This window comes from Nitrosopumilus sp. b2 (assembly GCF_014078535.1).
GTDB classification, from domain to species: Archaea; Thermoproteota; Nitrososphaeria; order Nitrososphaerales; family Nitrosopumilaceae; genus Nitrosopumilus; species Nitrosopumilus piranensis.
In genome coordinates this window covers 269,059-285,242 of record NZ_MU078702.1, presented here as the reverse complement: position 1 = coordinate 285,242, position 16,184 = coordinate 269,059, and the positions used below count along the sequence as shown (strand labels likewise).

The following is a 16,184-nucleotide window of genomic DNA, read 5'->3' as shown; positions in this document are numbered from 1 at the left end:
AAACATTGAGTATTTCACAAATACATCGATTTAAATAAAAAAATAATATTATTCATGCAATTGAAAATTCCTAGAATTGTATTAGCAGGTGCTAGTAGTGGAGTTGGAAAAACATCCATTACTTGTTCAATAATTTATGCACTTAAAAAACGAGGATATTCTATTCAACCCTTCAAAGTCGGTCCTGATTATATTGATCCAAGTTATCTTTCTAGTATTTCAAATAATCAATCATTCAACTTGGATGTTTGGTTGATGGGAAAAAATAATTTACTATCTAGCTTTATCTCAAATTCAAAATCAAATATATCTGTCATTGAAGGTGTAATGGGATTTTATGATGGGTTTAGTGGTGACACTAATTATGCTAGTACTCATCATGTTGCTACAATAACAAAATCTCCAGTAATTTTAATTCTTGATGCAAGTAAAACTGCTCGATCTATTGCAGCTACAGCATTAGGATTTCAAAAATTTCATAGAAATTCTAGAATATCAGGTATTATTCTTAATAAAATAGGCAGTAAAAAACATGAAAATCTTTGTAGACAAGCTTTGCTAAAAACTCAACTTCCAATAATTGGTATAATCCCAAAAGATCCACTCCTTAATTTGGAATCAAGACATCTCGGGTTATTTTCTACTTTAGATAATAAAACATTATATAAAAAGATCCAAAAAATATCAAAAATAATTTCAAAAAATTTAGATATCGATCAAATTATAAAAATTCTAAAAAATACTTCTGACTTATCAAAAATCTCTAAACCTGTTCATAAAAAATCAAAAACAACAATTGCAGTAGCATTAGATACATCATTTAATTTCTATTATCAAGATAATTTAGAAGCCCTTAGGAGAGAAGGTGCATTATTAAAATTTTTTAGTCCTATTAATGATAAAAAAATTCCAAAATGTGATGGATTATACATTGGTGGAGGATTCCCTGAAATTTTAGGATCTAAACTAGCAAAAAATCAAATTATGAAAAAACTAATCAAAAATCTTGCTGAAGATGATCTTCCAATATATGCAGAATGTGGTGGTTTGATGTATCTAACAAAATCTATTTCATCAGAAAATAAAAAATTTAAAATGGTTGGTCTTTTTGATGCAGAAACTCTTATGACAAAAAAAATGAAACTTAATTATACTAAAGGAAAAATTAAGAGTTCAATAATTTCTGAAAGACCGCATAATATTCAAGGTCATGAATTTCACTATTCAAAACTAGATTCAATATCTTCAGATTCAAAGTTTGTTTATGAATTAGATATTGGTGATGGTATTAAGAATCACAAAGATGGCATGATTCATTACAATTCTCTTGCATCGTATGGGCATCTATATTTTGATAGTTCTAATTATGCCGAAAATTTTGTTAAAAACTGCATAAAATACTCAAGAAGCTGACTCTGCTTGAATTAACTTGAAAATTGCATTAATTATAGCAGATGCTGAAGAACTGCCTCCTTTTCTACCCAAATTTGTGATAAATGGTGTCTCTTCTAACTTTGATAATTCCTCTTTTGATTCTGCAGCACAAATGAAACCAACTGGGATACCTATGATTAGGGCAGGTTTGACAATTCCTTCTTTTACCATTTTTATCACCTCTTGTAAGGCTGTAGGTGCATTTCCTATGGCTACAATTCCTCCATCAATATCTGATTTTGCAATCCTCATTGATACCTGAGATCGTGTTTTTCCTTCTTTTTTTGCCAATTCCATAATTTCAGGTTTTGAGATATTACAAACAATATCATTTCCAAAATCTTTAGGATTTTGCTTATTGAGACCTCCAATTACTCCGTTAACATCAACTACAATACTACAACCACTCTTCAATGCTTTCATTCCACTTTCAATTGCATCTTTGTGAAAAATTATCCTATTCTTATCTGCAAAATCAAAATCTGCTGTAGAGTGAATGATTCTTCTTACAATAGGCCATTCTTTTTCATTGTAAGAATGAAAACCAATCTCATTTTCAATCATCTGCATACTTGCATCTTCAATTGATTGACCTTTTTTAGTTTGCATCTTCTACCTCTTTTGCTCTTTCAATAATCAAATCAATAATTTTCTCATCAGTTCCAATATGTTTTGTGATAAAAGTATTTTCGAGATTTGAATCTTTTAGAGCTGGAATCAAATCATTATTAATGTCAGTTTTAACATGTGCACCTTCGTGTAAGAAATAAAATACAATTACTAATATTTTTGGTTGATCTTTCTCACATTTTTTAACTCCTTCAAAAATATCTGGTTGTTCAATTTCTAACCAACAACGACTAACATTTCTGTAAGAACCTTTTAGTTCATCTACAATATAGTTTAAGGACATTTGTGCATTAGGATCCTTACTACCATGACCAATTATCATTACATCAACATCTTTGTTAGATAATGTAACATTATTTTCTTTTAGAGTAGTTTCAATTCTATTTTCAACAATATCTACCAAAGTTTTGTGCATGCTCATTGGTTTAGTTATTAGAAATTTTACTTGTGTGTCTTTTTGTAATTTCATTGTATCAGTTACTGCGAGTTTTACCTTTTTTCCTGGATACAGAAAATATGGTACTATAGTTAGTGAATCAATATCTTCATTGAGACATTTTGAAATACCATCTTCAATAAATGGTGGTTCTACCTCCAAAAAGCAATAATCAGTAAAAACATAGTTTCCTTTAGCCTTAATTCCTGCACAAATAGTCTCTAATTCTTCAGATGCTTCTCTTTCTCTACTTCCTCTATCAATAATTAATAATCCTCGTTTCAATTCTCAATCCTCGCTATGGCTATAGTCAAATTTGGTGGGAATTTCTGTTTTTCTACAATTAATTTGCCATTTGACACTAGGATTGCTGCTGCCTCTGAAACACTAGGTGTTCCCTCAAAAGCTTTTACAGTATCTGAAGGATTGGGGGCTGTAACCTTAGCCAAATCTTCTCTTTCAACATATTCTACTGGAATTTTCATCTCTTTTCCAACATCTATTAGTCCTTGTACATCTTCAGGTTTTTTGATAGAAACTAGTTTTGCTATTGATTTTGAACTAAGTTTGAATTTATCTAGACAATCATTGATACCATCCTTGATAGTTTCTTTTGATGTATCCCAGTGTAAACCTATTCCAATTACTAAACTTGGGGGTCTGTAAATAACTGATTCAGATGCTAAATCATCTTCAATTACTTTATCAGAAATTATTAAATTTGCTTTAGATTTTGAATTTTTCAATTCTTCTATGGTGTTATATAATGAAACATTTTTTGGCAATTGTTTATACCAATTTCTTTTTCCAACATCTTGAAAAACACCAATTTGCTCTTCATTTACCATATGTGCACTAATTCTAGTAACATTTGAGTCATCCTCTATTTTCCAACCAAAATCTCTTCCAACTAAATCCACAGCAATAGTTTTGTTTACATCAGCAGCTGTAGTGACTACTGGTTGTGCTTGTAATTTTTTTGCAATTATTTCAGTAAGTTCATTTGCTCCACCTATATGTCCAGATAATACACTGATTACAAAATTTGTTTTGTCATCAATTACAATAACTGCAGGATCTGTTTTTTTGTCTTTTAGATGAGGTGCAATTAATCGAATTACTGCACCTAGAGAAAATAGACAGATTAATGCATCATTATTTTTGAAAAGCTCAACAATTTTCTCAGATGTAGGTCCTGAATACCATGTAATTGAGTCATTTTGGTTAGATAATTTGGATGGTGCAAAAACACTCCATTTTGGAAAAAACTCTTTAAGATTTTGACCAATATTGATGCCATTTTTGGTAATGGCAAGAACTGAAATTTTCTCCATATTCAAAACTTTGTTGATTTAATAAAATACCTTACCCTTTTGGTTCTCTTGCCAAAATATTTCCCTCAAAATCAAATAATATGACATCAATTGGAACTTTTTCTTCACTGTGTTTTCGCATATGTCTATACACTTCACTACAAATTAATTCAAAAAATCCATTTACATTATTTTCTTGGATGATTTCTGATACATGTCTTGCTGTGTTTGCTTTTTTGATACTCTCAATAATTTTTTCATCAGCATTTACTTTTTTTGCTAATTCTGCTAGAAAATTCATATCTACTTTAGAACCTTTAACATGAGTTTGTTTTACTCCTGCTGCCATCTTTGCAAGTTTTCCAATAAATCCAACAACATATGCTTTTTTGATATTTTTCTTACCACATTGTTGAATAGTATATCCAGAAAAATCTCCCATTTGTACAAAACAATGCTCTGGAAGATCTACGATCTTTTTTGCAAAATCTTCACTTCTTCCTCCAGTTGTTAACACTACTGTGTCATTTCCCATAGCAATTGAAACATCCAAATTTTGTCTAATTGATGCAGCATATGACGCAGTTGAAAATGGAATCACTATGCCACTTGTACCCAAAATTGAAATTCCATTTTTGATACCTATTCTGGGATTGTCTGTTTTTGGTCCTAATTCTTTTCCTTTTGGAACTGATATTACAACTCTAATTCCTTTTTCTTTTAGAATATCTTTTCCTATCTCTTGAAGATTTTCTCTAATCATTTTTTTCGGAACTGGATTAATTGCGGGTTTATTGATTTCCAAACCCAAACCGGGTTTGGTTACTATGCCTACTCCTTCTCCACCATCAATTTCAATCTGATTTTTGTTATCATTGAATTTTAACTCTACAATAATTTCAGCACCATGTGTGACATCTGGATCATCTCCACCATCCTTTATTACAGAACATTTTGCCTTATTTTTTTCAAATTGACATAAATTTACAGGAATCTTAATGGTTGTTTTTTTCGGTAAGGTAATTTCAATTTCTTCAATCTTTTGTTGTTTGATAATTGATAGTAATGCTGCTTTTGATGCTGCAGTAGCAGAACTTCCTGTTGTATACCCAGTTCTTAGCTTTTTTTCTTCTGCCACAATCGGGTGTATCCATTTTACTGTATTAACTCTTGTTTAGGATTTTTTATTTTCCAAATAGATTTAAAATAAAAATTACTTGAAATCTTATGGATAAACCGCTTCAAATTGTGATTACAGGTGCCAGTGGATTTGTAGCAAAAAATCTTAGAAAATATTTATCTGAAAAAAATATCCATCTAATTTCTATCTCCCGAAAAAATTTTAAATCATTCAAAAATGAAACCAAAATCATCTCAAAAAACTATGACCCAAAATCACTTCTTTCTAATATAAAAAACTCTGATGCTTTAATTCATCTTATAGGAATTGGAAAACAATCTACAAAAATTGATTACGAATCAATAAATTTTCAATTAACACAAAAAATTATTAATTTATCTAAAAAAGCAAACATCAAAAAATTTGTCTACGTAAGTGGACTTGGTGTATCTTCTGATACTTCAATAGGATATTTTTTATCAAAATTCAAGGCTGAAAAATCTATTATTGATTCAAAAATCAACTATACAATTTTTCGACCTTCATATATTGTAGGAAAAGACGATCTTTTCACTAAATATCTAAAAATATCTATTAAAAAAAATAAAATCATTATTCCAGGCTCTGGAAAATACTCTATACAACCAATTTCGATAAATGATGTTACGAAATTAATTTTACAGTCTATTGTTGATAAAAAATTTAACAACAAAATCTTGGATCTTGTTGGTCCTGAAATAATTTCATTTGAAAAATACATTCAACTATTTCTACAAAAGAGAAAAACCAAACTATGTTACATGGATATTGAAAAAGCATATCATTTCGCAATAAATGATTCAAACTTTGATTATAGCGTAGATGATCTTAATATTCTAGTAGGAAATTTTGTTGGAGATTACAAAAAACTCAGAAATTTATCAAAAATGGATTTTCAATCAGTTAAAGAATTACTAAAGACTGGCGCCTTGTTTTAGAGCATCAACTTTGTTTGTTTTTTCCCAACCAAACTCTGACTCGTTTCTTCCAAAATGACCATATGATGCTGTCTTTTTGTAAATTGGTCTTTTCAAATCTAATTGAGAAATGATTCCAGATGGTTTCATATCAAAATTCTTTCTAACTAAATCTTCGATTTTATTTTCAGGAATCTTGTTTGTTCCAAATGTGTTAACGTATAGTGATACTGGTTCTGCAACTCCAATTGCATATGCAAGTTGGACTTCGCATCTATCTGCAAGACCTGCTGCAACCAAATTCTTTGCAATATATCTACACATGTAACAAGCTGATCTGTCTACTTTTGATGGATCTTTACCAGAGAATGCTCCTCCACCATGTCTTCCAAAACCACCATATGTGTCTACAATGATTTTTCTTCCAGTAAGGCCTGCATCTCCATGTGGACCACCAATTACAAATTTTCCAGTTGGGTTAATGTGAATTTTAATGTCATCATTCCATAGATCTCCTAATACTGGTTTGATAACCTTGTCAATGATTTCTTTTTCAATCTCTTCTTGAGATATTTCTGGTGCATGTTGAGTAGATACAACCACTGTTTCAATTTTAGTTGGTTTGTTATCTTGGTATCTTACAGAGACTTGAGATTTTCCATCCGGTCTTACCCATGGTAATGTTTTGTCTCTTCTTACTTGAGATAGTTTCTCAATAAGTTTGTGTGCTAACAAAATAGGCATAGGCATTAATTCCTCAGTTTCATTTGTTGCATATCCAAACATTAATCCTTGATCACCAGCACCTTGCTCTTTTTCTTCAGTCGCTGTTACCCCTTGACTTATGTCTGGACTTTGAGAATGTAATCTTAAAATTACTTGGCAAGTATCTGCATCAAACATCAAATCTTTGTTATCATATCCTATTTCTCTGATTGTTTTTCTAACTAATTCCTCTTGTGCTTTTTTATCCAAATTAGCTTTTGATGTTACTTCTCCTGAAACAGCAACAAAATCAGTTGTTACCATTGTTTCAACTGCAACTCTTGAATCAGGATCTTGTCTAAGGAATTCATCTAAAAATGCATCTGAAATATTATCACAAACTTTGTCTGGATGTCCTTCCGTTACTGATTCAGATGTAAATAGAAAATTATTTGTCATAAAACTAACTACCTACTAGAGTTCATTTTCTAGTTTAATGAATAATACGTTGTTACCTCTTACAATAACTCTACCGTAGTTTGCGATAGTTTTACCTTCATGCAGTTCTTCAGCATCTGTCATTATCAAATTCATGTATGAATCAACATTATCCATTTTACCTTTGTATTCGACTTCATTTTTCAGTCTTACAGTAACTTTCTTCTTTGTACTTTTCTGAAGAGTTGTTAGAGGTCTTTTTGCGCTATTTGATTGAGACACTAATTGTTCACTTGATTTGCAACTTTGTTCTCTAGAATAAAAGCCTTACCTCCTTTGTGAAAATTGAAATTCCTTAAATTTTTTCTTACTTTTCTAATAATAACACGATGATCTTAACTGGTTTACAAAAATTAGACAAATCTCTATCTGGGGGAATTCCAGATGGTGTAATTGTAGATATTTTTGGAAAAAATGGAACAGGAAAAACTCAATTACTATTACAATTGGCAATAAATTCTATAAGGAACGGAGGTCATGTCCTGTATTTTGATACAACAGGAGGATTTAGACCTGAAAGAATATTAGATATTCAAAAAATCTCTGAATCCCAATTAGGTTTTCTTAACCAAGTTACTGTTTCAAGATTAACTAACACTTCTGAACAAATTAATTCAATCAAAAATATCGACAAAAATTTTTCATTAATTTTGATTGATAATGTAACTGATTTGTTTTCTTATGAATATAAAAATGATGAATCTATTTTTGTGAAAAATTCTTTGTTTATGAAATACATGCATGATTTGGCTAATTTTGCAATATCTAACAAAGTTCCTGTTATTATTACTAATATGATAAGGAATTTGGAAGGAAAAGAAATTGAAAATATGAAAAATGCAATTGACCCATTCACTCATATCAAAATACATCTAACAAAAAATTCTTCAAAATTTAATGGAAAAATTTACTCAGCATTTATAGAAAATTCATTTTCTTATACGATTAACCAATCAGGATTATCTTCTTCTGAAGATATTTAACGGTCAATGAGAAATTTTACTAATGGCAGGAATTTTTGACTCTATCCCGATTATTACTGTAGTGTTATTTACACTTGGGTTAGTTGGTGTAATTGTTTATGAAAGATCAAGATCTAAAACACCAGATGAATCCGATTCATGAATCATTATTTGAGAATTTTGGTTTTTCCAATTTAACTGAAATTCAAAAAAAGGCTTCACCAATAATTCTACAAAAAAAAGATTGTTTAGTTATTGCTCCTACTGGTTCTGGAAAAACAGAATGCTCTGTAATCCCAATTTTTTCTTTATTGAAAAATTCTAAGAAAACAGGAAAAATTAAAGCTCTTTACATTACTCCTTTACGTGCATTAAACCGAGATGTTTTTCGAAGAATTACAAAATATGCTCATCAAAGTGAATTAAGTATTGAAATCAGGCATGGTGATACAACACAAAAAGATAGAAAAAAAATCACTGAAAATCCTCCCGATGTTCTGATCACAACTCCTGAAACTTTAGTTATTCTTTTAACTCAAGTCAAATACCTTGATGCGTTATCTGATTTAGAATGGATTGTAGTTGATGAGGTACATGAATTATTATCTAGTGAAAGAGGTACTCAACTCTCTCTAAGTATTGAGCGATTGGAACTTAATTCTAAATTTCCACTTACAAAAATAGGTTTGTCTGCTACAGTTGGTAATTTTGAAGAAGCTGGAAAATTTATTGTAGGTACCAAAAGAAAATGTGAGATAATTAGAGATATCTCTGTAAGAAAATATGATGTGGAGATAAAATATGTAAATGGAACAATTTCTGATGTGGCAGAAAAAATTGTTGAACATGTGTCTGAATTGGATTTGGATTCTCCTATCCTCTTGTTTACAAATACCAGAGGTGAATCTGAATTTTTAGCCTCAATACTCAAAGAAAAATCTACTATTCCAATTGAATTGCATCATGGTTCTCTCTCAAAGGAAGTCAGAGAAGAGACTGAACAAAATTTACGTGAAGGAAAACGAGGAATTGTTGTTTGTACATCTTCTCTTGAATTGGGATTGGATATTGGTTCTGTTGAATTAGTAATTCATTACGGTTCACCTAGACAAGTGTCTAAATTAGTTCAAAGAATAGGAAGAAGCAGACATAATCGTAATGCATCTGCTAAAGGATTAATTATTACAAATAATTCTGACGATGAATACGAAGCACAGGCCATACTTCAAAGAATTAAAGAGGGCTCTATTGAAGAGCAAAAAATTCATGATGGCTCACTTGATGTTCTAGCTCATCATCTTGTTGGATTAACAATGCAAATTGGAGAAATTTCAATTGACAAAGCATTTGATTTGGTAACTAGAGCTTATCCATTTAGAAATTTAAAATTAAAAGAACTTATAGATGTTCTAGATTTACTTGATTCAAATTATTTGATCTTTTTTGATAGAACAAAGATGACTTTTTGGAAGAAAGGCCGTTCTTTCAAATATTATTTTGAAAATCTTTCTACAATTCCTGATATTCTCAAATTCAAAGTGTTTGACAGTGTAGGAAAAAAAATCATTGGAAGTTTGGATCAGCGATTTGTAGGTGATTTTGGTGACTCTGGAAATATTTTTGTTCTAAAAGGTTCACAATGGAGAATTCTAAATATTGATGAAAAATCCTTTACAGTAAATGTTGAGCCATTTCGAGGTGGGGGAATAACAGTTCCATATTGGGAGGGTGAAAACATTCCTATTGATTACAAAACCGCCAGAAAAGTGGGTAATTTTAGGAGTAAAGTGCGTTCAGGTTCACTTCAGCTAACAAACAAAACAATTGAAAAATTAAATTTTAATGAAATTTCTGATGAGAATAACATAGTAATTGAGTCTAGTAGATCTCAAGGTTCAATTGTACTTCACTCTTGTTTTGGTACAAAAATTAACTCTACACTTTCTACATTAATTTCTTCCATGTTGTCATCTATGTTGGGATCTATTGTGGATTCTCGTTCAGATGGTTATAGGATAGTATTATCCTCTAGATCAAGAATATCAGAAAAATTGTTTCTTGAAGTTTTAAAAGATGATTATGATTTATTTTCTATGGTTACTGCATCTCTTACTGGTACTCATAATGTTAATTGGAGAACCTGGTGTGTTGCAAAAAAGTTTGGAATTGTAGGACGTGGTGCAATTTATGAAAGAAAATCTGCACGATTTTTGTATGAAAGATATTCAAAAACTGCACTTGTTCAAGAGGCATTACGTGAATTATTCCATGACAAATACGATCTCAAAAATACTGATAAAATCTTAAAAGAAATTCGTGAAGATCAAATTCATGTAAAATGGCTAGAAGTTGATCAATTCTCAAAATTAGCAGAACCTATCTTAGATCATACCTCCAAGTACTATTCTTCTCCTACTAATCTTGATAAAGGAATTTTAGATCTCGTGAAAGCTAGATTAGATAAAACAAAACACCGTTTAATTTGTGCTAGGTGTGGAAAATGGGAACGTGTTGTAGAAACAAACGAAGTAAAAAACATACTAATTTGTCCTTATTGTAAAGGACGCCAAATTACTGCAACGTTTTACTCTGATTATGATCTTCCTAAAATTATCAGAAAAAAACATGAGGGCAAAAAATTGACCCGTGAAGAAAAACACAAGGTAGACCGTGCCTGGAAAGTGTCGTCTCTGGTTGAAAATTTTGGTAAGATTGCAATTATTGTCATGTCTGGTTATGGTGTAGGTGCAGATACTGCTGCTCGAATTCTTCGAAATATGGTTGATGAAGAACATTTACTAAAGCAGATCTATGAAGCAGAAAGACAGTATGTAGTTACTAGAGGCTTTTGGGATTCTTAATTCTTTTTAGTAATTTTAGAAAATGCTGTTAAGAACATTTCTATTCTTCCCTCTAGTCCAGCTTTTGCATTAAGGCCTGTTATTGAAACAATTTCTCCTAATTCACATTTATCAATTAGTCTAGCTTGATTTCTCCATCCTTTTACCCAAATTTGTCCAGTATCATCTTCTACAAACATTTCTGAAAGTGCAATTGATTCTCCAGTTTTTGTTTGAACTTCACGTCTTTCTGGAACTTTCAAAATTATAGCTTCTATGCAATAATTACCATCAACTTTAACATCATTAATTTTTGTTCTAATTTGAGATAATGATGGAATATTTTCATCATTCTCTAGTTTTCTTACAAAGGAATTTTCATCAAGTGTAATTGAATTTCCATATGCTTTAGATGGCATGCATTCGATAACATCTCCTTCTACGCAAATGCTAGTTGAATTTGATGAATCACTAATGTTGTATAGATTCCTTTTATTATCTACAGCTAAAATCATGGTTCTCCCATTTTCTGTTGATGACATTGAAAGAATTCTTGCAATTACTGGTTCTGCCTCTTTTCCTCCCTCGATCTCAATTATTGTTGCATCGTTTCCATGAATTTCTAATCCTTGGTTTCCAGATTTAACCTTGACACCAAGTAATCTTACTTTAGCTGATTGTGAAATCATATTTGGAATTGATGATTCATCTTTTCCCCAAAGAACCACTCTCATTCCACTTCCATCTTTACCTTTTAGTCTCATTCTTAACGCTTTTCCAGGTATGCCTCTTGAATTTGTAAATTCCATACCGCTAATGATCCCATCAATTTCTCCTAAAACAACCAGATCTTTTTGACCTTCTTCCAACTCACTTACATCTTTTGTGATTGTATCAATTGTTGGAATATCACTTACAGAATCAGTAGTTTCTACATTTGAACCTGAACCAATGTTGATTGTTGGTGAGCCATCAAGATCTGATTTGACATAAGCCTTGATGATCTTAATCAAGTCCCCTGGTTTTAGATTTTCAATTCCAGGAAGGTTGGCTTTTTCATCCCATAATTTCACACTTGCTGTAGAGTTTGCATCATCGTATACTGTCATAGTTCTAAGGTAAAATGGAGAACCGTCTTTTCTTGAAAATTGTTTTGCAGGTGATAAATTCAAAACTCTAGTTTCTAATGATATTTCTTTTGCTCCAGCATAGAGATCCTTCAAACTCATTTCAACTTTTAGTGGTCCAGATAATGTTACACCATAATCTGATGCAATTAAGAATAAAGCTCCTTGATCAGTTAGATACCCTGCACCGATTTTCTCTTTTTTTAGTTTTATTTGCTCTTCAATAATTTCTCTAGTTAGTTCTGGTTTTTGCTCAATTAATTTTTCAATAAGACTATCAAATTCAGACAATTTATAATTTCTATCTTTATTCTATTAATAAAAATTTCATTATCTTATTGTATTGAATCTTTACCAAATTAGATCGCTTTACTGTCAATTACACATCAATAATTCTAAATTTTTTTTGTTTTGAATATATTGTCTCTTAATTTGTCAAACTACAACAAAATCTATGATGAAACAACTGATTAACTAAATTAGTAGGATGATCGCAGTTTCAATATGTCCTGTATTGATGTTAGCCATTTGTCCAAATTATATGGTTCAATCAAAGCTGTAGATGATATAGTTTTATCAGTAAAACCTGGACAGGTTTTTGGATTTTTAGGCCCAAATGGAGCAGGAAAATCAACTACCATCAAATTACTCACTACTTTAATTCCTCCATCAAATGGCTCCCTCACAATATTGGGGATTGATGCAATAAAAAACCCATTAGAAATACGCCACAAAATTGGAGTAGTCTTACAACAACCAAGTTACGAACCCACTCTGTCAGTTGAAAAATCACTCGACAAATATGGGATGATGTGGAATGTTACAAAAACTGAACGTAAAAAAAGAATGGAACAACTTTTACAAGATTTTGATCTAGTTGAAATTAGAAAGAAAAGAAATGAAGATCTTTCTATTGGTCAACGAAGAAGAGTACAGGTTGCACGAGAATTCATGCATGACATGGATTTGTTATTTTTAGATGAACCTACAGTAGGATTGGATCCTAGTGCTAGACGAAAGTTGTTAGATTATTTAAAAAATAAAGTCAAAACTGGTTTGACAATATTTTATACAACTCATATTTTAACAGAGGCTGAATATCTTTGTGATGAGATTGCAATTCTTGATAAAGGAAAAATTATTACTGTTGATTCTCCCGAAGCACTAAAAAACAAATTTGGAAAAGAAAAAACTATTAAAATTCATTTATTAGAAAAAAATCCTAAAATTTCTAATTTATTAAATGGAATTTCTGATTGTAAAATAAATTTTGAATCTGGAACAAATATTGTTATCCATTCTGAACAATCTGAATTAGTTTTGTTAAAAGTTTTGAAAATATTAAATGATAATGAAATTGAGATAGAAGATTTATCTGCAGTTCCTACAAATCTTGAAGAAATATTCTTAAAAATGGTGAGAGAAAATGCATCCAATAATTAGACTTGTAAACAGAAACATTACAATTTCTCTAAATCCTGGATTTTTAATTTGGCAGGTAATTTTTCCCTTGATCTATATTTTTGTAGCAGGTTTTGCATATGCTCCGTTAATTCAACATGTACCATTTGGTGGAAAGGACCTTGACTATCCAGCATTTCTTGCATCTGGTATGATTGGATTTAACATAATGAACAGTACGCTTGTCTCAGGAATCATAATCTGGAATGATAGGAGACATGGAATGTTTGAACAAATCATGTCCGGTCCATTTACAAGAAGTCATTACATTCTCAGTAATATCTGCACTATAGGCATAATTGGTTTAGTTAGTGCTTCTTTGATCGCTTTAGTAGGCTATCCTGTATTTTTTGAATCTATAGAATTTTCAATAATTACCATTCCTGTGATTGTTTTTGGTGCTATTACTGGCTCTGTTTTATTTGGATCATTAGCATCTATAATCTCAACTAGATTGCGCTCTAGTGAAGGGTTTAATGTAATAATTAATACCGTTTTTCTGTTTTTTGCATTTGTTAGTTCAGCATTTTATCCTGCAGAAAATGTTCCAGAACCATTACGTACTGCCTTTTACCTAAACCCCTTAACTTATCTAGTAGATATAATTCGAGCAGGAATTTTTGGAAACATTACTGATTTTGTAATTATTGAAATGTTTGTACTTGTTGGAATTGCTTCAGTACTTTTTGTTATCGCATCAAAACTTCTAACCAAATTGGATTTTTAGAAAATAAAATCATTTTTTAAATTTCTCATACATTTCATTAATTTTTTTAATTATGTCTAGATCTTCATATTCAATTAAACTCAAATTTGGTATCACACAATGTCCTCCAATAATCCCTGGATACATCTTTGGCCTGTTTCCTAAGTTTTCATGTATCTCATCCGCAAATTTCCACATTTCATCAAAGTCTATGCCTTCTTTTTCACAAATCATTTTTGTCATTTGTGCATAATTAATCAACCATCCGTAATATGATGTATCGACTAAGATTTTTGCAAGCTCGCCTGTTTTTGTAGTCGACATCCAATCAACCTTTTGAAATCTTTTTTCTAAATCTGATTTAATTTCAGAATTAATTCTATTGTAATCTGAAGCGATAAATTTTGTATATTTTTTAATGTCATCTAAGAATCTTCTATGAACACCACGAACTGGCGAAAATAAAATTGGAATACTAGATTTTTCTTGAATTTTTTTTGTAGTGCCCGGCCTAACAGTAGAATGAACAACTATTGCTTTTAGATCTTTTAACTTTGGAATCCAACCTAAAGTAATTTCTATAAATTCAGTTAACTCTCCTGGTAGGCAAACATGAAGATATTCTGGATTTTTAATTATGTCGTTTTCTGAATAGTTTTTGCATTTTGAAGATTCTATATCAATCCCAACACAATCAAAACCTCTTTCGTCAAGTAATCCAAATAGGGTTTCACCAACTTCTCCCATTCCTAATACTATATCTGGCATTGTTCTTATTTTGAGAAAAACATTCCATGTTATATTCTTGTTATAATTTCATCATTTTTTTAAATAAAATAGCCCGAGGCAGATTCGAACTGCCGTCACGGGCTCCAAAGGCCCATATGCTTGACCTCTACACTATCGGGCTGCTAAATCGAACACGCTCACTCCCTTAATGAACTTTTTAATTGAATATGACAGGTTAATTTCTAATACTTTCTATTAATTTTTCAATAGGATCTTCCATTTTTTCTGAAATCCTTTTTGCCCTTTTTTGATGAATTGTATTTGTTGATTTGAAAATTTTTTTTATATTATTAGAAATTTTATTTGGATCTGTTTCTCTTTTTATCAAATTTTTTCTTACTAAAAAATTCTCTATTAAATTTGGAACTGCATTATATGCTATTGTTGGAATTCCCATCAAAGCAGATTCTGCAGTCATGGTACCTCCAGAACCTATGAATACATCTGTATTTCTCAATAATTGCTTTCCATCAAATGTCATTTTTACAATTTTTATTTTGTTACCTATATTTTTTTGAATATTTTTAATTTGTTTTGGATATCTGCCTAAAACTACAACATTTTCATTCTCAAATTCTTTTAGAATTTTTTTTATTATGGGAATGACTTTATTTGATTTTGTTACATATGATGCTTCTTCTTCTTCTATTCTTATCAAAATCTTTTTTCTATTCTTTTTTGTAAATGGTGATGCCGATTCTTCTGCTATTTTTCTTTTTATTGTAACATATGCATCTATTGCGTTATATTGAATGATATTTTTTTGATCAATTCCGTATTTAGAAAATTTATTTTTTGGAATGATTTTTGGAATTAACAATTTTTGAATCAGTGGTAATGTTAATCTCATTACTGCATTGGCATGTGGGGAATCACAAAATGCAATATGTTTAATCCCTAATCCAAATGAAATCCTTGCTGCCTCAGGCGAACAAAAACTAATTACAAGATCTGGTGAAAATGACTTTATTTTACTAGATAATTTTTCTATTCTTTCAATACTTGCTTTAAGTTTAGTTTCCTTTTCTCCTCCACCATGTTTCCCAACTAAAACAAGCCTAAAATCACGTATTTTGGCCAATTTTGTAACTTCTTCATATTCTCTAGAAGTACAAAGAATTTGGTGTTTTTTCCCTAATTTTTCAATAATTGCTTCTGAAAACAATAATTGCTTTGGAGTTAGAATATCTATCCATATTTTCAAGTA

General features: G+C 30.6%; 15 protein-coding genes and 1 tRNA gene. 6 read left to right on the top strand and 10 right to left on the bottom strand.

Annotated elements, in window-relative coordinates; translation table 11 throughout:
- Positions 1 to 60: 60 nt before the first annotated feature.
- Positions 61 to 1,413, top strand: coding sequence for a cobyrinate a,c-diamide synthase (locus C6989_RS01635; RefSeq protein WP_148702384.1), 1,353 nt, complete (start codon positions 61 to 63; stop codon positions 1,411 to 1,413).
- On the opposite strand, the gene C6989_RS01630 is transcribed toward C6989_RS01635, so the two are convergent.
- Genes C6989_RS01630 through C6989_RS01615 form a run of 4 tightly spaced genes read right to left on the bottom strand, consistent with a single transcriptional unit; the run spans position 1,402 to position 4,951 of the window.
- Positions 1,402 to 2,043: a precorrin-8X methylmutase gene (locus C6989_RS01630; protein WP_148702383.1), complete on the bottom strand. Its 642-nt coding sequence runs from the start codon at positions 2,041 to 2,043 to the stop codon at positions 1,402 to 1,404. The two genes, C6989_RS01635 and C6989_RS01630, sit on opposite strands and share 12 nt — an antisense overlap.
- Entirely contained in the window at positions 2,033 to 2,785 is a 753-nt protein-coding gene (locus C6989_RS01625; RefSeq protein WP_148702382.1) for a sirohydrochlorin chelatase, read from the bottom strand. The genes C6989_RS01630 and C6989_RS01625 overlap by 11 nt, the downstream gene beginning before the upstream one ends.
- A complete protein-coding gene (locus C6989_RS01620; RefSeq protein ID WP_148702381.1) occupies positions 2,782 to 3,834 on the bottom strand; it encodes a cobalt-precorrin 5A hydrolase in 1,053 nt (350 codons plus the stop codon). Before C6989_RS01620 ends, C6989_RS01625 begins: the two co-directional genes overlap by 4 nt.
- A 31-nt stretch (positions 3,835 to 3,865) precedes the next feature.
- Positions 3,866 to 4,951, bottom strand: coding sequence for a cobalt-precorrin-5B (C(1))-methyltransferase (locus tag C6989_RS01615; RefSeq protein WP_148702380.1), 1,086 nt, complete (start codon positions 4,949 to 4,951; stop codon positions 3,866 to 3,868).
- Positions 4,952 to 5,040: 89 nt separating this feature from the next.
- Between C6989_RS01615 and C6989_RS01610 the strand changes: the two genes are divergently transcribed.
- A complete protein-coding gene (locus tag C6989_RS01610; RefSeq protein WP_148702379.1) occupies positions 5,041 to 5,910 on the top strand; it encodes an NAD(P)H-binding protein in 870 nt (289 codons plus the stop codon).
- On the opposite strand, the gene metK is transcribed toward C6989_RS01610, so the two are convergent.
- Together metK and C6989_RS01600 are read right to left on the bottom strand one after the other, a co-directional pair.
- The gene (gene metK, locus C6989_RS01605; RefSeq protein ID WP_182126197.1) at positions 5,887 to 7,053 is read right to left on the bottom strand and encodes a methionine adenosyltransferase; all 1,167 of its coding nucleotides are present in this window, start codon (positions 7,051 to 7,053) and stop codon (positions 5,887 to 5,889) included. The genes C6989_RS01610 and metK overlap by 24 nt on opposite strands.
- A gap of 15 nt (positions 7,054 to 7,068) precedes the next feature.
- Positions 7,069 to 7,314, bottom strand: a complete 246-nt coding sequence (locus C6989_RS01600; protein WP_012214473.1) for a U6 snRNA-associated Sm-like protein LSm6 — start codon at positions 7,312 to 7,314, stop codon at positions 7,069 to 7,071.
- A gap of 107 nt (positions 7,315 to 7,421) precedes the next feature.
- On the opposite strand from C6989_RS01600, the gene C6989_RS01595 reads away from it, so the two are divergent.
- Together C6989_RS01595 and C6989_RS01590 are read left to right on the top strand one after the other, a co-directional pair.
- Positions 7,422 to 8,075: an ATPase domain-containing protein gene (locus tag C6989_RS01595; protein ID WP_182126196.1), complete on the top strand. Its 654-nt coding sequence runs from the start codon at positions 7,422 to 7,424 to the stop codon at positions 8,073 to 8,075.
- A gap of 98 nt (positions 8,076 to 8,173) precedes the next feature.
- Complete coding sequence (locus C6989_RS01590) at positions 8,174 to 10,915, top strand: DEAD/DEAH box helicase (RefSeq protein ID WP_182126195.1); 2,742 nt, start codon at positions 8,174 to 8,176, stop codon at positions 10,913 to 10,915.
- Here C6989_RS01590 and C6989_RS01585 read toward each other — a convergent pair.
- The gene (locus tag C6989_RS01585; RefSeq protein ID WP_182126194.1) at positions 10,912 to 12,312 is read right to left on the bottom strand and encodes a single-stranded DNA-binding protein; all 1,401 of its coding nucleotides are present in this window, start codon (positions 12,310 to 12,312) and stop codon (positions 10,912 to 10,914) included. The two genes, C6989_RS01590 and C6989_RS01585, sit on opposite strands and share 4 nt — an antisense overlap.
- Before the next feature lie 213 nt (positions 12,313 to 12,525).
- On the opposite strand from C6989_RS01585, the gene C6989_RS01580 reads away from it, so the two are divergent.
- Together C6989_RS01580 and C6989_RS01575 are read left to right on the top strand one after the other, a co-directional pair.
- On the top strand, positions 12,526 to 13,464 hold the full coding sequence (locus C6989_RS01580; RefSeq protein ID WP_148702374.1) for an ABC transporter ATP-binding protein: 939 nt from the start codon (positions 12,526 to 12,528) through the stop codon (positions 13,462 to 13,464).
- The gene (locus C6989_RS01575) at positions 13,448 to 14,209 is read left to right on the top strand and encodes an ABC transporter permease (protein WP_182126193.1); all 762 of its coding nucleotides are present in this window, start codon (positions 13,448 to 13,450) and stop codon (positions 14,207 to 14,209) included. The genes C6989_RS01580 and C6989_RS01575 overlap by 17 nt, the downstream gene beginning before the upstream one ends.
- A gap of 9 nt (positions 14,210 to 14,218) precedes the next feature.
- Here the strand turns inward: C6989_RS01575 and C6989_RS01570 are convergent, their stop codons facing one another.
- From C6989_RS01570 to C6989_RS01560, 3 genes are all read right to left on the bottom strand, one after another.
- A complete protein-coding gene (locus C6989_RS01570) occupies positions 14,219 to 14,956 on the bottom strand; it encodes a Rossmann-fold NAD(P)-binding domain-containing protein (protein WP_182126192.1) in 738 nt (245 codons plus the stop codon).
- A 69-nt stretch (positions 14,957 to 15,025) separates the two neighbouring features.
- Positions 15,026 to 15,098: transfer RNA gene (locus tag C6989_RS01565), tRNA-Gln, on the bottom strand.
- Between the two features lie 54 nt (positions 15,099 to 15,152).
- Positions 15,153 to 16,181: a DUF354 domain-containing protein gene (locus tag C6989_RS01560; protein ID WP_182126191.1), complete on the bottom strand. Its 1,029-nt coding sequence runs from the start codon at positions 16,179 to 16,181 to the stop codon at positions 15,153 to 15,155.
- Positions 16,182 to 16,184 lie beyond the last annotated feature (3 nt).